The 16,961-nt window shown below is 37.4% G+C and carries 12 protein-coding genes; 8 read left to right on the forward strand and 4 right to left on the reverse strand.

Annotated features, from left to right (window positions below):
* The first annotated feature begins 3 nt into the window (after nucleotides 1-3).
* The 3 genes from recO (at nucleotide 4) to acpS (ending at nucleotide 1,914) form a co-directional block, all read left to right on the forward strand.
* Nucleotides 4-717, forward strand: a complete 714-nt coding sequence (gene recO, locus G468_RS0102100; RefSeq protein ID WP_026821695.1) for a DNA repair protein RecO — start codon at nucleotides 4-6, stop codon at nucleotides 715-717.
* 85 nt (nucleotides 718-802) lie between these two features.
* Nucleotides 803-1,534: a pyridoxine 5'-phosphate synthase gene (pdxJ, locus tag G468_RS0102105; RefSeq protein ID WP_026821696.1), complete on the forward strand. Its 732-nt coding sequence runs from the start codon at nucleotides 803-805 to the stop codon at nucleotides 1,532-1,534.
* Nucleotides 1,534-1,914, forward strand: coding sequence for a holo-ACP synthase (gene acpS / locus G468_RS0102110; protein WP_026821697.1), 381 nt, complete (start codon nucleotides 1,534-1,536; stop codon nucleotides 1,912-1,914). Before pdxJ ends, acpS begins: the two co-directional genes overlap by 1 nt.
* Here acpS and G468_RS19460 read toward each other — a convergent pair.
* The 3 genes from G468_RS19460 to G468_RS19465 all read right to left on the reverse strand — a co-directional run bounded on the left by G468_RS19460 (nucleotide 1,911) and on the right by G468_RS19465 (nucleotide 6,096).
* Nucleotides 1,911-2,171: a YfhL family 4Fe-4S dicluster ferredoxin gene (locus tag G468_RS19460; RefSeq protein ID WP_034249191.1), complete on the reverse strand. Its 261-nt coding sequence runs from the start codon at nucleotides 2,169-2,171 to the stop codon at nucleotides 1,911-1,913. The genes acpS and G468_RS19460 overlap by 4 nt on opposite strands.
* Before the next feature lie 448 nt (nucleotides 2,172-2,619).
* The gene (locus tag G468_RS0102120; RefSeq protein ID WP_026821699.1) at nucleotides 2,620-4,152 is read right to left on the reverse strand and encodes a phosphoethanolamine transferase; all 1,533 of its coding nucleotides are present in this window, start codon (nucleotides 4,150-4,152) and stop codon (nucleotides 2,620-2,622) included.
* A 417-nt stretch (nucleotides 4,153-4,569) separates the two neighbouring features.
* Entirely contained in the window at nucleotides 4,570-6,096 is a 1,527-nt protein-coding gene (locus tag G468_RS19465) for a phosphoethanolamine transferase (RefSeq protein ID WP_034249193.1), read from the reverse strand.
* 205 nt (nucleotides 6,097-6,301) lie between these two features.
* On the opposite strand from G468_RS19465, the gene tadA reads away from it, so the two are divergent.
* Nucleotides 6,302-6,796 carry a tRNA adenosine(34) deaminase TadA gene (gene tadA / locus G468_RS0102130; protein WP_026821700.1) on the forward strand — a complete coding sequence of 165 codons (495 nt, stop codon included), beginning with the start codon at nucleotides 6,302-6,304 and terminating at the stop codon, nucleotides 6,794-6,796.
* Nucleotides 6,797-6,876: 80 nt separating this feature from the next.
* Here the strand turns inward: tadA and mltF are convergent, their stop codons facing one another.
* Entirely contained in the window at nucleotides 6,877-8,328 is a 1,452-nt protein-coding gene (mltF, locus tag G468_RS19470; protein ID WP_051296914.1) for a membrane-bound lytic murein transglycosylase MltF, read from the reverse strand.
* A gap of 266 nt (nucleotides 8,329-8,594) precedes the next feature.
* On the opposite strand from mltF, the gene purL reads away from it, so the two are divergent.
* The 4 genes from purL to glrR all read left to right on the forward strand — a co-directional run bounded on the left by purL (nucleotide 8,595) and on the right by glrR (nucleotide 16,952).
* Complete coding sequence (gene purL / locus G468_RS0102140) at nucleotides 8,595-12,485, forward strand: phosphoribosylformylglycinamidine synthase (RefSeq protein WP_026821701.1); 3,891 nt, start codon at nucleotides 8,595-8,597, stop codon at nucleotides 12,483-12,485.
* An 851-nt stretch (nucleotides 12,486-13,336) separates the two neighbouring features.
* Nucleotides 13,337-14,776 carry a sensor histidine kinase gene (locus G468_RS0102145; protein ID WP_026821702.1) on the forward strand — a complete coding sequence of 480 codons (1,440 nt, stop codon included), beginning with the start codon at nucleotides 13,337-13,339 and terminating at the stop codon, nucleotides 14,774-14,776.
* A gap of 44 nt (nucleotides 14,777-14,820) precedes the next feature.
* The gene (qseG, locus tag G468_RS19475; RefSeq protein ID WP_162143403.1) at nucleotides 14,821-15,618 is read left to right on the forward strand and encodes a two-component system QseEF-associated lipoprotein QseG; all 798 of its coding nucleotides are present in this window, start codon (nucleotides 14,821-14,823) and stop codon (nucleotides 15,616-15,618) included.
* The gene (gene glrR, locus G468_RS0102155) at nucleotides 15,615-16,952 is read left to right on the forward strand and encodes a two-component system response regulator GlrR (RefSeq protein ID WP_026821703.1); all 1,338 of its coding nucleotides are present in this window, start codon (nucleotides 15,615-15,617) and stop codon (nucleotides 16,950-16,952) included. Before qseG ends, glrR begins: the two co-directional genes overlap by 4 nt.
* Nucleotides 16,953-16,961: the final 9 nt, after the last annotated feature.

Here is a 16,961-nt window from a genome sequence, read left to right on the forward strand (position 1 = left end):
TCCGTGGACGGTTGGCAACGTGCATTTGTACTTCATACTCGCCCTTATAGTGAAACGAGTTTATTATTAGATTTTTTCACCGAAAATGAGGGGCGAATTCGACTATTGGCTAAAGGTGCTCGTAGCCGTCGTTCTAATTTAAAAGGCTGTTTACAACCTTTTACGCCCTTGCTGATCCGTTGGGGAGGCAAGGGAGAAATGAAAACGTTGCGTAGTGCAGAACCGATTTCTTTAGCGCTTCCATTTACCGGTACTGTGCTGTACAGCGGTCTATATGTTAATGAATTGCTTGCACGAGTTTTAGCCCAAAATATTCCCTATCAAAGCCTATTTTTTGAATACCTTACCTGTTTGCAAATATTAGCTGGCAGTGAATCTACGCCGGAACATGCATTACGCCGTTTTGAATTATCATTGTTATCGCATTTAGGTTATGGTGTTGATTTTTTACATTGTTCCGGTAGTGGTGAACCGGTAATAAATGGCATGACTTACCGTTATCGGGAAGAGAAAGGTTTTATTGCCAGTTTGGTTATTGATCATTTGAGTTTTACCGGCAAGCAACTTAAGGCATTTGCCTGTCGTGAGTTTCCTGATGTTGATACACTAAAAGCAGCCAAGCGTTTTACGCGTATTGCGCTGAAACCTTATTTGGGGGGAACTCCATTAAAAAGCCGCGAGCTTTTTTACCAGCTCATATTGCCTAAAACGCGTTGAAGCTGGGACATAAACCTATTTGAAGATATTATGATTGCATGGATAAATGAAATTCAAACTATGAGATGGATAACAGGAGTTTAATATGGCAGAGTTATTATTAGGCGTTAATATTGATCATGTTGCCACAGTGCGCAATGCACGGGGAACCCAATATCCGGATCCGGTACATGCTGCATTTCTTGCTGAACAAGCTGGTGCAGATGGGATCACGGTTCATTTGCGCGAAGATCGCCGCCATATTACTGATCGTGATGTTCAGTTACTTCGCCAGACTTTACAAACCCGAATGAATCTGGAGATGGCAATAACGGATGAGATGGTCAATTTTGCCTGTCTGATAAAACCTCAATTTTGCTGCCTGGTACCAGAGCGACGTGAAGAAGTTACGACGGAAGGTGGGCTTGACGTTTTTGGGCAACAAGCGTTAGTCGCAACGGCGGTAAAACAACTAGCTAAAGCAGGTATCACGGTTTCGTTGTTCATTGATCCTAACGATAAACAAATTGATGCAGCAGTGGAAATTGGAGCGCCCTTTATTGAAATTCATACCGGTGCCTATGCCAACGCTAAGAGCCAGTTAAAGCAGGAAGAAGAGTTTAAACGTATTAAGCAAGCCGTAAGCCATGCCACTGCGAAAAACCTTAAGGTCAATGCGGGTCATGGGCTAACTTACCATAATGTTCAACCTATTGCCCAGTTGCCAGATATCTATGAACTTAATATTGGTCATGCAATTATTGGGCGAGCCCTTTTTAGTGGCATGGCGGCGGCAGTGAGTGATATGAAGAAAATTCTTCGTGAGGCACGTAGTTAATGGCGATTATTGGATTGGGTACAGACCTGGTTGAAATTGTACGGATTGAGCAAATTATTGAGCGTCTAGAGGAGCGTCTGGCAAAGCGTATATTGTCCGCTCAAGAATGGTGGCAATATCAAAATCACTCTCAGCCAGTCCGTTTTTTGGCTAAGCGCTTTGCTGTTAAAGAAGCAGCCGCAAAAGCTTTAGGAACGGGGATCCGAAATGGTTTAGCACTTAATCAATTTGAAGTTTTTAATGATGAGTTAGGAAAGCCTGGGCTGAATTTGTTAGGGCAAGCAAAAATATTGGCTGGTTCATTAGGCGTGCAACATATTCATGTATCATTATCTGATGAACAAAATTATGCTTGTGCCACGGTGATTATGGAAAGTTAAATTTTATCGGCATGATGTAATAAGACAAATTTATCCCATAATTGTTCTTCTGTTTCAGGATTATCAGGATCTTTGACAATGGTATTGCTGATCGGACAAACGGATTGGCAAGTTGGCTTATCATAGTGGCCAATACATTCAGTACAAAGATTGGGATTGATCTGGTAAAACGCTTCTCCCATTGAAATTGCTTCATTAGGACATTCTGGTTCACACATATCACAGTTGATACAGCGTTTTGTTATTAATAAGGACATATCAATATATTATAAGTAATTTGGATAAATATCAGTAAGTTATGTATGAAAAACATTAGTTAATTTTATCTATAATTGATAATTTCGTACAGTCTATTTTGAAAAAAACAATTCAGTAATACAATAGTAGCCAAACATATCGCTTTTACTATCTTAACTATGTAAAGGGATATGAGCATTAAATTTATTGTTTTTGTGCTAAAAACAAATTCAATGCTAGTCAGAATAATACAAAGACAAAAAACTGATTCTGATGAATATTGAGATGTTTTAGAGCGCTGAAAGTTTCGTGTAAATCCTTTACATAAACTCATACATGAAATCTATTATTGCAGCAGCTAAGCCTATTTTAAACATTTAGCTAAATCGTGTCGATCTAAATAGCAAAAAATATAATCTAAGGCTGGATTTCAAATTGAAATCCAGCAATATATTTACTGGGTAATTGTTATTCCATTAATGAGAATGGTAAAATATTTTCATTGGCTGTTAATATTCTATCATATTCCCTTTCGTTTCTAAGAATATTTTTATCAATTTCATAGCCAAGAAGTTCTGATAAGATATATTTATTCATCAAACCACTCAAATATCCGTCTTTATTACGAAAAGATTCAATAAAATCACAATTGAAACGATTATTGGTTGATTTATACATAAAGGGGATCAAATATTGTTCTCTTCCCTTTTCTAATCCATGACCCACATTAACAATCTCACCATGATCGGCGGTATAAATTAAATTAAAATCTATTTTCTTTTCATTAATGACTTTAAAAATATCATTAATGATTCGGTCAGTATGATGAATGGTAAGATCATAATTTTCTGCGTTTGGTAATGCTTTTTTATCTATTTCATCATAGTTGTTATAGGGTAAATGATTACCATAAAGATGAATAATAATAAATCGCTTTTGGGCATTATCAGACAACACTTTTACTAACAGGTTAGCTAATTTATTATCATTATAATCGGTTAATTTTAAATCATTGCTTTTTTGAGCGATAAAACCATATTTAGAACCATGCAGCCCTTGTATTTCTTGCGAACCTAACCAATATGTTTTATATCCATTGGCTTTTGCCATTTCAATAATAGATTTATTGTTGAACAGGTTATCTTCATTTTCAGGCGTATGGAAAGCTAGTGTCATTGACAAGGAATCACGGGTTATCGGTGAACTAGAATGGGCATTATTCACGATGCAACTATTTGAGGTAGAAAATAGTTTTGTCATATGGGGTGTGGTATCAAAATGATAACCATAAGCACTATAACGTGAGTATAGTGAAGCTTCACCCATGATTAATATAATGTTTTTGTTATCATTGTCTTTTTTTGCCACTATTGCATGATTAAATTTTTCAATCTCTGCTATATTTGCATATTTATTATTATCATATGATGAAATTAATAAATAAACCGCATCACCAAATATTAAAGGGACTTTATCATGAAAAAAAATCCCAAGTTGTTTTTTATCTTCTTTGATATCAGAAATTAATCTGTTTTCATCTTTTATATCTATAATAACTAAGATAATAGAAAGTGTTGTAAACGATAGTACTGAGTACAATAATAGAGACGTATTCGCTAAATTTTTCTTAATTATGGTTATCAGATAAAATAAAAAAGCAGTAAATATCAATGAAGGTAAAATTAATTTTAAAAATAAACTGCCTAACATAAATAGCGCTTCATTTATGTTTGTTTCAAGAATGGAATGAAGAACGGAAATTGTTATATTTCCGTTAAAATTTAACGAATATATAACTTTTATGTTGATAAGAAATAGAAAAGTTAACCCTATTAATTTTCGTAAATTATTATTACTCAGTATTAAAAAGAGAGTTATTAAGAGAATAGTAAAAGTAGATATATGCGGTAACCTTGCATCAACTTTAAAAATAAAAATATTTAATAAAAGCGAAAATATAAATAATAATAATAAGATTATATAGTTAATGTATTTTTTCATATGGTTAAGCTAACTATGTAACAAAAAAAGAATTTTTTCTGTTAATTACGTAGAAAATATTTTAATGTGCTTCAATAGCAGGTTAGTGCCTCCATGCATGCTTAGTATTTTTGTATTACTAAGATCAAATGAGATTACTAACAATTAATGCTAATTCAAAAACTAAAAGATAATATAAGACTATAAGTTTATTATTTTATTCTTTATCACACTCTATAATATATTTGGAGTAATTAATAGTGACATTTAAAGTTTTATTTAAAATATTAGTTAGATCATCAAATTAGTAAAAAGCTGCATTTATTTTTAGCTTTGTAGCGAAAATAAACACAACTTATTTTATATTGTACACAATAAATTATCAGACTAAAACAATAATATTATACCCTATTAGTTGTTTTGGTATTTTGCATTCTGTTATGGCGCCATATCGGCCGGTAATTTTCTATAGTCAATGCGTTTATTACTAAAGTCAATGACACTATTTTGTTGTGAACAAATATCGTTTGAAATCATATGACAGGAGTGGTCAATACTGGGATCGTCAATACCTGACCATTCAGAAAATAGACTTAAAAAGTTAATTCCACTTCTGCCAGCGTTGATGTACTGCCGGTTGATAGAATTATGAGAGCTAATAAATAGTGGTACTTCATAATCTTGACGATATTGGTCATTATGGGTGAGTTTAAGGTCACTCGGATTGTTTTTATTGACGAAACCCAAACCATGATCAGAAAAGTATATCATGCTCCATTTTGAGTGGCTGTCAGTTAAATATTGATGAATAGTTGCCAGTAGCTGATCCGTATTTTTTATGCTCTGGATATAACATGAGATCTCTTTACTTTTATAAAAAATATCATAATGATTATCAGTTCTGGCGCAGGCGCGAGGATGACTACCCATTAAATGAACAATAATCAATTTTTTGGCCTGAGGGGCTTTGATTGCTGCTGCAATTTGCGGTAGTAATTCATCATCATTGCTCTCTTTGCTATTATTATAACTTCCTCTTTTAAGGAAAAATGGCTGGTCGGCTTTTTTCCCCAGCGAGGCAATCGGTGTGTCATAGATACCAACCGCTCCCTGATTTGACAGCCAATAAGTAGTAAATCCCCACTTTTTAGTGAGCGCAATAACGCTATTAGCTAATTTAGGAGGCTGAGTTAGCGAATGAGTTAATGATGGTACGGTTGTTGAGGCGGCTGAAATATAATGATTGAATATAATACCATTAGCAGCATCCATAAATGGGGTATCATTAATTGGAAAGCCATAAACATGCATAAAGTCGCGTCTAGCGCTTTCACCAATCACCATAACATAGGTATCATAGGGTGTGGCAGCATTGTTTGGCTGGAAATCATCTTTTTGTGCAATTAAGCTAAAAAGCTTTTCCGTCTCGCCTTTCGCCTCATAGGTATCTTTGATAAATTTAATTTCTGGATAACCACTATTTAAAATATCAAATTCACCTATTTCTTTATAATCTTTTATTGGGCCATAGAAAAGAAACAGCAGAAAAGTAATAAAAGCCCAAACCTTTATTTTTTTTGCGCTATTAAGCTTGAATTTTGCACAGAAAAAACCGAACAGTAAAATAAATAATGATCCAATATAAAGATAATATGGAATATTAGTAATAAATTCTATTGCTTCATGTAAATTGGTGTAAGTAACTGATGTTGCTATGGTGAGTGAGGGCGCACCATATAGAAACCTGGCCGGAAAATATAGCGCTGCAATAATTGTAAATATGATAATAAATCCACAATATATTATCCGTAATGGACTGATAACGATGAGTAATGCAACGATACCCGCTGTATAGTTTAGCCTTGGTGGATAACCTAAAGCGTAATGAATTAAGCTAAATAATATAGTAAGTAGCAATATTTTTAGCAAAAAATACTGATTGTTATTTATTAATTTTTTTATCATTTAATATACACGTGTTAATTAGGTTACTATCTTTAATGAAAGATGAGCAGGGTCGAATAGACTAAATTTATGTAATAGCATAGCTTATGTTACAGATGATTTAGCAAGGTAATCTATTATCTGTTCCAGTGTTATTAAACCATAGATTGATATTATGTTATAACAACTTTTACCCTATAAGTTAATTTTTTGAGGTTTTTTATTCGTGGAACAAGCCAAAAAAGATGTTTATTGGATGCGAAAAGCTATTTTACTCGCAGAAAAGGCGCAAGCAAAAGGTGAAATTCCGGTAGGTGCGGTATTGGTTCATGAAGATAAATTGATTGCAGAAGGTTGGAATCAGCCTATTTCGGATCATGATCCATGTGCTCATGCAGAAATTATAGCTTTGCGGGCAGGTGGCCAATATTTACAAAATTATCGCTTACTTAACACTACTCTTTATGTGACCTTAGAACCATGTATTATGTGTGCTGGGGCCATGATCCATGCGCGCATCAGTCGCTTAGTTTATGGTGCCTGTGATCAAAAAACCGGTGCTGCGGGCTCAATAATTGATGTTTTTAATCATCCTGATATGAATCATCGTATTCTGGTATTGGGAGGGATTTTGTCTGATGAATGTTCGGCGATGTTAAGTCGTTTTTTTAAACAGCGGCGAGCAGAAAAAAAATTGGGCAACAAAGTGCCGCGCTGTTAAATTAAATCTGCCTAAGCAGCTTAGTGAGGCTACTTAGGCAGAAGTAAAGGCTAATACTATTTTAGTAATGATTGGCAAAATTAATCACTACTTTCTTTTTTACTGCTGGCTCTAGAGAATAAAAGCGGATCCCTGGCGGCAAGCTGCATATTTTGATTCATTTCCTTATTCTGTAGGTAACCCACCAAGCTTTGGTGATAACGGCGAATATTTTCCACATAACGATAGGCTTCATAGCCACGTGCATAACCGTAGGTTAATTTAGCAAAATATTTTTTCTTACTGAGTAAGGGAAGTCTAGCTTTTACATCTAACCAACTGTCTGGATCACCACCTTGTAGGAGTGTCAGTTTCCTGGCATCAAGCATATGACCCAATCCCATATTATAAGCTGATAATGCAAACCAAATACGATCATCAGGCGCAATAGTGGTTGGTAAGCGTGACATCAGATATTGTAAATAAGCAGCGCCACCTTTAATACTTTCCTCTGGATCCAGCCTATCTGACACACCCATAGTTTGTGCGGTAGGTACGGTAAGCATCATTAAACCACGAACACCCGTTGGTGATGTGGCAAGTGGATCCCAGTGGGATTCTTGCCAGGAAATTGCTGCGAGTAGCCGCCAATCCATATCTTCTGCATATTTTTTGAACAGATGTTTATAGGTTGGCAAAGTTTTATTAATCGCAGTAATAAATGAAAGCGTATCAAAATAATCAAAGCTAGCAACATGGCCAAAATATTTTTCATCTAAGCGGGTTAAAAGTTCTTCTTCTTTGCTTTTATTGAAGAAGTCTAACATTGCTGCATTTAGACTATTATCTTTTGAGCGTTTCATATACCAATTAAGGCTATGATCGTCGCTAACATTAAAAGCAACTGCAATGTTTGGATGAATGCGTTGCTGCATGGCGACGACAATAGAGTTTTCTAAGGTATAATCAATTTTTCCTTCAGCTAGCAGTTGTAATAACTCAGTCGCATTATAATGACTGGTTTCTTCCCACTGGAGATTAGGGTATTTTTGCTTCAACCGTTGCAGTGTACTAGCGTGTACTGAATCTGTGGCAACGACAAACTTCCCTTTTATATCATTCAAAGAGCGTGGACGATTTATCCCTTTGCGATAAATCAGTTGTTGTGAAACGGTATAGTAGGCAGGTCCCGGCTGTGCTCTATCGAGGCGCTTCTCATTGTAGAGAAGTCCTGCAGTAATGAAGTCACTATTACCGTTTTCTAGATCATTAAAAAGCTGATTGATATTTGAACGTACATTGATACGTAGCTTTACGCCAAGGTAATCGGCAAAGCGTTTGGTCAGTTCGTAATCAAATCCGCTTGCTTCTTGCTTATCGTTAAAGGACATAAGTGGTGAATTAATGGTACTTACACGTAGTTCACCACGAGAAATAATTCTCTTTACCTGGTCTTGCTGCTGGTTGGGCCACTCAATATTAAGTGCAATGACACCAACAGAAATTATAGAGACAATAACGATAACAAGATAATTAATTCTAATATTAATCAAATGGTTATATCTCGTTAGTTAAACAGATTATCTTAATTAAAATGACCAAATTATGGCCAATTTTTTAAGAGCCCGATATTTTGCTTAACAAAAAAATGATTTGCAACGTAATTTAATCTATTTTACATATCTTTAACATTCCCTAGTGAGTGATAAATGTTCACGCAAACGGTTTCGTAATGGCTCATGATGCTTTATAATAGTCGGCCAGTTTTCCTGATACCTATGCTTCAGGCCAGCTTTATAAGTTAAGAGAAACTATTACTATGGAAATCCTGCGTGGCTCACCCGCTTTATCGACATTTCGCATTACTAAGCTTCTATCTTTATGCCAACAGCAACAACTGCCGGTTATTGACATTTATGCTGAATATGTACACTTTGCTGAACTTGGTGCGCCATTAAATCAGGATGACCGACAAAAACTGAGTAAGTTGCTTCATTATGGCCCTTCATTAACTGAGCAACAGCCTACAGGCCAGTTACTCTTGGTTACTCCACGGCCAGGCACTATTTCACCTTGGTCTTCAAAGGCAACGGATATTGCTCATAACTGTGGATTACAGCAGGTGATCCGGCTTGAGCGTGGGATTGCTTATTATATTATTTATTCTGCACCACTGGATATATCACAATTGGATGATTTATCTGTCATTTTGCATGATCGAATGGTTGAAGCGGTTTGGACTTCTTTTGAGCAGGTAGAATCACTCTTTGTGCATCATAAGCCAGCGCCGATGGTAACAATAGAAATATTAAAAAATGGTCGTCGCGCACTTGAATTGGCAAATACTGAATTAGGGTTAGCGCTAGCCACAGATGAAATTGATTATTTGATGCATGCCTTCCAAACATTAGGGCGGAATCCAACCGATGTTGAGCTCTATATGTTTGCGCAAGCTAATTCAGAACATTGTCGGCATAAAATATTTAATGCCAGTTGGATTATTGATGGTAAAAAACAACCTAATTCTTTGTTTAGTATGATAAAAAATACTTATCAACAAACGCCAGATTATATTTTATCTGCTTATAAAGATAACGCTGCCGTGATGGAAGGATCGAATATTGGGCGTTTTTTTCCTGATCCGGTAAGCGGTAAGTATGATTATCATCATGAAAATACCCATATTTTGATGAAAGTAGAAACCCATAACCACCCGACAGCTATTTCTCCTTGGCCAGGCGCTGCAACTGGCTCGGGTGGAGAAATACGCGATGAAGGCGCCACAGGACGTGGTGCAAAGCCTAAAGCAGGCTTAGTCGGATTTGCTGTTTCTAACTTACGCATTCCAGGTTTTAAACAACCTTGGGAACAAGATTTTGGTAAACCGCAGCGTATTGTTAGTGCGCTTGATATTATGCTGGATGGGCCATTAGGAGGCGCGGCTTTTAATAATGAATTTGGCCGACCCGCTTTGTTAGGTTATTTTCGTACTTATGAAGAACAAGTGAATAGTCATAATGGCGCAGAATTACGCGGCTATCACAAACCAATTATGTTAGCAGGTGGTATAGGTAATATTCGGGCAGAACATATTCAAAAGGGCAATATTCCGGTTGGCGCTAAATTAATTGTACTAGGTGGCCCGTCAATGAATATTGGGCTGGGAGGCGGCGCAGTTTCATCGATGACTTCAGGGCAATCTGATATTGATCTTGATTTCGCCTCAGTGCAACGTGACAACCCTGAAATGGAGCGTCGTTGCCAAGAGGTTATTGATCGCTGTTGGCAGTTAGGTGACGATAATCCGATTCTATTTATTCATGATGTTGGTGCGGGAGGGCTTTCTAATGCCATGCCTGAGCTAGTAAATGATGCGGGTCGAGGGGGGATATTTGAACTACGCCAAATATTGAATGATGAACCAGGCATGGATCCACGTGAGATTTGGTGTAATGAATCTCAAGAGCGTTATGTATTGGCTGTGTTACCTGAACAACTTCCTTTATTTGAGTCTATTTGTCGTCGAGAACGCGCACCCTATGCCGTTATTGGTGAAGCAACGGAAAATCGGGATTTGCTACTTAATGATAGTTATTTTACTAACCAGCCTATTTGCATGCCACTGGATGTTTTGTTAGGTAAAACACCCAAAATGCGACGTGATGTTAGTTCTCAACATGCAGCTGGTAAGCCGATTAATCGAAAGACGATAACCTTAACAGAAGCGGTTAAACGGGTATTACATTTACCCGCAGTGGCAGAGAAAACTTTTCTGATTACTATTGGCGATCGTAGTGTTACCGGAATGGTAGCGCGAGATCAAATGGTTGGTCCTTGGCAGATCCCGGTTGCTGATTGTGCGGTCACGACAGCGAGTTTAGACAGTTATTATGGCGAAGCTATGTCTATCGGTGAGCGCTCACCAATAGCACTATTGAATTATGCAGCATCCAGCCGGATGGCAGTTGGAGAAGCATTGACCAATATCGCTTCTGCTTATGTTCAGGATCTAAAACGGGTGAAACTTTCCGCTAATTGGATGGTAGCCGCCGGACATCCTGGTGAAGATGCAGGTTTGTATCAAGCTGTAAAGGCGATTGGTGAGGAGCTATGTCCAGCATTAGGTCTAACCATCCCGGTTGGTAAAGATTCTATGTCAATGAAAACCACCTGGCATGAAGGCGAACAGGTTTGTGAAATGACCGCGCCACTTTCTGTTGTGATTACTGCTTTTTCACGGGTTGAAGATGTTCGTTTAACGGTTACACCTGAGCTGAAAAGTGATCAAGATAATGCATTATTATTAATAGATCTCGGGCAGGGTCATAATGCGTTGGGTGGTTCAGCATTGGCGCAGGTATACCGGCAATTAGGTGATTATCCACCCGATGTCCGTGATGCTAAATTATTAACCGGTTTCTTTAATGGGATTCAGGCACTTATTAAAGAACAAAAATTATTAGCTTATCATGATCGTTCTGATGGTGGCCTATTTGTGACATTAACCGAAATGGCATTTGCCGGTCACTGTGGGTTGAATATTGATATTGGTCATTATGATAAAGATATTCTTGCGGCTTTATTCAGTGAAGAATTAGGTGCAGTTATCCAAATCAAACAAGCAGATAGGGAAAAGGTGGAAGCTTGTTTAGCTGAGCATGGTTTGTCTGAGTGTGTACACTATATTGGTATGGCAATTAAAGACGATATTGTTGCTATCAACAGTGTCGGCAAAGAAATTTATCGTGAAAAGCGTAGCCAATTGCGTTTATGGTGGGCTGAGACCAGCTGGCAAATGCAACGTTTACGTGATAATCCTGAGTGTGCTGATCAAGAACATCAGGCTAAACAAGATCTGACAGATCCGGGTTTAAATGTAAAATTAAACTTTGATCCAGCAGATGACATTGCGGCGCCCTATATTATGACAAACCGCGCACCGAAAGTGGCTGTTTTACGTGAACAGGGGGTCAATTCCCATGTTGAAATGGCGGCTGCATTTCACCGTGCAGGTTTTACTGCCATCGATGTGCATATGAGTGATTTGTTAGCAGACAGAGTAACACTCGCAAATTTTCAGCTATTAGTTGCCTGTGGTGGTTTTTCTTATGGTGATGTATTGGGTGCGGGAGAAGGCTGGGCAAAATCAATTTTATTCAATTCACGAGTACATGACCAATTCGCTGGCTTTTTTACTCGCGCAGATACTTTATCTTTAGGCATATGTAATGGTTGTCAAATGATGTCTAATCTCAATCAATTAATTCCAGGTGCTGAACATTGGCCACGATTTGTTCGTAATCGTTCAGAACGCTTTGAAGCGCGTTTTAGCTTGGTAAAAGTGATGGAAAGTCCTTCGCTATTTTTACAAGATATGGCCGGTTGCCAACTACCAATAGCGGTTTCTCATGGTGAGGGACAAGTCGAGATGCGAAACATGGCTCATCTTGACCTGTTGGAAAAAAATCATTTAGTCGCGCTACGCTTTGTTGATAATTATGGTCAGGTTACTCAACAGTATCCAGCAAATCCAAATGGATCGATTAACGGTATTACTGCGGTAACGAGCTTAGATGGGCGGGCGACTATCATGATGCCGCATCCGGAGCGCGTATTTCGTACGGTTAGTCATTCCTGGCATCCGCAAGAGTGGGGCGAAGATAGCCCCTGGATGCGTATTTTCCGTAATGCTCGTCGGCAGCTGGGTTGATTAGATATTTTCTCCTATAGCTAATTAAAGTGATAAAACTTGGTTAGTAATAGCAGATAAAATGTAGCTTTAATCTTTTGATTGAAAACAAGTAAAAAATGAATTTGATTATGAGCTAAATTTAGCTGAAATTTAATATTAATTATTATTAAAATTATCTATTAGATTACATAACTGTCGCTAATTAGCAAAGTAAGTAAAATAAATTGTCTCTAAATGGAGACATTTAATTATATGATTTTTTATTAGTATCTAATTTACTTGATGAAATGTCGCTAATAGGCGACATTTTTACTAAAATTAAGGCATTAAATTTAATCAAAAACCATTTTAAAGCCTTATAAAATTTATTTTTTATTATATTTCAATTGATTATAATTAATTTGAAAAAGATAGCATATAAAATGCATATCATATTAGGTAGTTGCTCATTCAACTTTTTATGTCGGATCCTATAGCGATGGATGCATACCACATAAGCCAGGAATGATGCCAAAAGTAAGGTGCCTATCGTCCAACAGCATGATATAGCTTAAATTAATCTGCTTTATCAAACATCGGGCGACACGTGGAGTGAGGCACCATCTATAAAAATTCGCTGCTCTCCTCGCCGATATGGGCGGGGTGCAGGCAGTGGGTTATTCGATAAAATATTTATTGTTGCTTAGATGCAATATTATTTACCTTCCTTGCTTTATTTCCTTATTAATTATTTAACATTTCACCCTTGATTTTCGTGATTAAAAGGCTGTTTTTAACATAACAATCGATTAGATATTTTATTAAATTGCTAGGCAAATTCACTATCGCATAAAAGTTCTGTTACCATAATAGTATGAATAGGTAATGAGATGATTTCTTTGAATAAGTGGCATTCTTTTCCGCGCTCACTACGCCAACTGGTGGTGATGGCTTTTTTATTGGTTCTTTTGCCGTTATTAATATTGGCATATCAGGCTTATCAAAGTTTAGATGAGTTGAGTAATCAAGCAGCTGATATCAATCGCACTACCTTGCTTGATGCCAGGCGAAGTGAAATTATGACCAGTACTGCGCTTGAAATGGAGCGTAGTTATCGCCAATATTGTGTGTTAAACGATCAAACTTTTGCTGCGCTTTATAAGAAAAAACGGCAAGAATATAGTGAGATGCTAGCTCGTCAACTAACTATTTTGCCTGATAAAAACCAAATCACGACTATTCAAACCCTACTGGAAGAGCTCTCCGATTTAAAATGCGAAAATAATTCGCCTATTCCGGAAATGGCAACGGCGCTTGAACGTTTTTCGGTTACCAATAACCAATTAGTACAATTAACACGTGATGTAGTATTTGGACGTGGTACTCAATTGCAGAATGCTATTGCTGAAAAAGGGCAATATTTTGGTTGGCAAACACTAATTGTCTTTTTATTAAGTGTATTATTAGTTGTGTTATTTACTAGAATGATTATTGGTCCAGTTAAAGCTATTGAGCGTATGATTAATCATCTTGGGGCTGGAGGAACACTTCTTACCAGACTTGAGCGTTTTAAAGGCCCCAGTGAGTTACGTTCATTGGCTCAGCGCATTGTTTGGTTGAGTGAGCGGCTTCGTTGGCTGGAGTCACAACGTCATGAATTTTTACGTCATATTTCTCATGAATTAAAAACACCTTTAGCCAGCATGCGTGAAGGGGCTGAACTGTTAGCTGATGAAGTAGCAGGGCCTCTAACTTTAGATCAACGAGAAGTGGTCGCTATTTTGGATAATAGTAGTAAACATTTGCAACAACTCATTGAGCAATTATTAGACTATAATCGTCAGTTAGCCGATGGGCCAGCACAAATTCAGCAAATTGATTTAACCAAGTTGGTGGCAAATGTCGTTTCTTCACATAACCTAACGGCTAGAGCTAAAAATATGCAAACTGAAATTGAGTTGAATATTACTCACTGTCGTGCAGAGCCTACTTTTTTGGCCAGAGTGATCGATAATCTCTATTCTAATGCAGTGCACTACGGTTCTGAATCGGGTAAGATTTGGATACTAAGTAATGAAACTGATGATAAACTCCAGATAGATATCGCTAATACAGGAACTCCCATTCCAGAATCTGAACAAAATATGATTTATGAGCCTTTTTTTCAGGGATCTTTATTGCGTAAAGGGGCAGTAAAGGGTAGCGGGTTAGGATTAAGTATTGCCCAAGATTGTATTAAGAGAATGAATGGTCAATTATTGCTTATTGACTGTCAGTTTGCTGATGTCTGTTTTCGTATTGAACTACCACTAACCACAGAGTATGAATAATGCCAAATTGGTCTAATTACAACATCCTAATAGCCGCAGGGATAATGCGGAAAACATGGCATATTGTATCAGCGAGGCTAAGTTGTGAGGGATTTTTTTCCACTAAATGGAAAGTAAACTTAATCACACTTTTTTTACCATTTTTATTAACAGCATGTAGTAAATCTCACCATCCATTACCTCTGGATATGATAAATGAATCTATGCCAATAGAAGAACGTATAACAGATTATCGCTATGTAAATTGTGAAAAAATATGGAGTATAGAGAGTGAGAGTGCTTCAGATAATCCGCTTTACTGGTTGAGAATAGTTGATTGCGCTAATAGGTTGAATAAAGAGCAATCGCGTTTGATGGCTAAAACGATCCAGTTAATTAATTGGCAGAATGTTTTTCGTCATAGTATTTTACTCGATGTTGCCGAACCAACCGTCATCGTTCGGCGTAAGATGATTGATAATTTTAATATTTATAGTTTGCAGTTCCCTTCATCTATTCGACCACTATTAGAATTATGGCGTGAAAAGCAAATACAGATTGTTAATCTTGAAGAAGCCAATACTAAATATTTACGTTTACAACAAGAAAGCGATAATAAACTAGATAGGCTTGCTGAACAAAATGCTCATCTAACCTATGAATTAAATATTGTCTCGCGTAAGTTGGAAAATTTGAAAGATATTGAACGACAACTTTCTTCGCGTAAACAGGAACAAGCTATTTCAAGCGGAAAAATGGATAAAAGTAGTGCCAATTCAGCATCAAATAGTGCCGAGCCGAAAACAACCGATGTAACTAAAGAGTCGCATCAGGCTGATAACAGCGGAGAAAATGCGCAATGACAGTGCATAAATCAGCTAACCTACTTTTGGTAGATGATGATCCCGGTCTGTTGAAATTATTGGGTATGCGCTTGACCAGCGAAGGATTTAAGGTGGTTACCGCAGAAAATGGCGCGGATGCCTTGAAAATTCTAGCAAAAGATAAAATTGATCTGGTTATCAGTGATTTACGTATGGATGAAATGGATGGCATGGCACTTTTTGCTGAGATACAGAAACAGCAGCCAGGCATGCCGGTTATTATTTTAACGGCGCATGGTTCAATCCCTGATGCGGTAGCTGCAACCCAAAGAGGGGTATCGAGTTTTCTTACTAAGCCGGTTGATCGTGATGCTCTTTATAAAGCGATCGGTGAAGCTTTGGCCATGTCAATTTCGGTTTCTGATGAAAATTGGAGTGAGGAAATTGTCACTCGTAGCCCGATAATGCTTCGTTTATTAGAACAGGCACGTATGGTGGCTCAATCTGATGTTAGTATATTAATCAATGGCCAAAGTGGTACCGGTAAAGAAGTATTGGCTCGAGCAATTCATCGTGCTAGCCCTAGAGCTAAAAAGCCATTTATTGCAATTAACTGTGGGGCTTTACCTGAGCAGCTTTTAGAATCTGAGTTGTTTGGGCATGCCAAGGGCGCTTTTACCGGTGCGGTTACCCATCGTGAGGGGTTGTTTCTTGCTGCGCAAGGTGGAACATTATTCCTTGATGAAATTGGTGATATGCCTTTATCACTTCAAGTGAAACTATTACGGGTTTTGCAAGAACGTAAAGTTCGCCCTTTAGGTAGTAATCGTGATCTAGATATTGATGTTCGAATTATTTCAGCGACTCATCGTGATTTACCAAAGGCGATGGAAAAGAATGAATTTCGTGAAGATCTCTATTACCGTTTGAATGTGGTAAATATTAAAATTCCTGCCCTTAATGAACGTTCAGAAGATATTCCTTTGTTAGCTAATCACTTGTTAAGGGAATTAATAAAGCGTCATAAACCTTTTGTGCGTAGCCTATCGAGGGATGCGATAAAATGTTTAATGGCCGCCAGTTGGCCGGGCAATGTAAGGCAATTAGTAAATGTTATTGAGCAGTGTGTTGCATTAACAACGGCGCCGGTTATTAGTGAAGCGCTAGTCATTCAGGCACTGCAAGGCGAGAATACCGCATTACCTACTTTTGTTGAGGCTCGTAACCAATTTGAGCTTAATTATTTGCGCAAATTGTTACAAATGACAAAAGGCAATGTTACCCACGCAGCGCGTATGGCAGGTCGAAACCGAACAGAATTTTATAAATTATTAGCCAGGCATAAACTGGATGCTAATGATTTTAAAGAATAATTATTATTA

The organism is Arsenophonus nasoniae DSM 15247, assembly GCF_000429565.1.
In the GTDB taxonomy this organism is placed as follows: Bacteria; Pseudomonadota; Gammaproteobacteria; order Enterobacterales; family Enterobacteriaceae; genus Arsenophonus; species Arsenophonus nasoniae.

Coding starts and splice junctions, on each gene's coding strand:
- pdxJ (WP_026821696.1), top strand. CDS start 803: ATGGCAGAGTTATTATTAGGCGTTAATATTGATCATGTTGCCACAGTG.
- acpS (WP_026821697.1), top strand. CDS start 1,534: ATGGCGATTATTGGATTGGGTACAGACCTGGTTGAAATTGTACGGATT.
- G468_RS19460 (WP_034249191.1), bottom strand. CDS start 2,171: ATGTCCTTATTAATAACAAAACGCTGTATCAACTGTGATATGTGTGAA.
- G468_RS0102120 (WP_026821699.1), bottom strand. CDS start 4,152: ATGAAAAAATACATTAACTATATAATCTTATTATTATTATTTATATTT.
- G468_RS19465 (WP_034249193.1), bottom strand. CDS start 6,096: ATGATAAAAAAATTAATAAATAACAATCAGTATTTTTTGCTAAAAATA.
- purL (WP_026821701.1), top strand. CDS start 8,595: ATGGAAATCCTGCGTGGCTCACCCGCTTTATCGACATTTCGCATTACT.
- G468_RS0102145 (WP_026821702.1), top strand. CDS start 13,337: ATGATTTCTTTGAATAAGTGGCATTCTTTTCCGCGCTCACTACGCCAA.
- qseG (WP_162143403.1), top strand. CDS start 14,821: ATGCGGAAAACATGGCATATTGTATCAGCGAGGCTAAGTTGTGAGGGA.
- glrR (WP_026821703.1), top strand. CDS start 15,615: ATGACAGTGCATAAATCAGCTAACCTACTTTTGGTAGATGATGATCCC.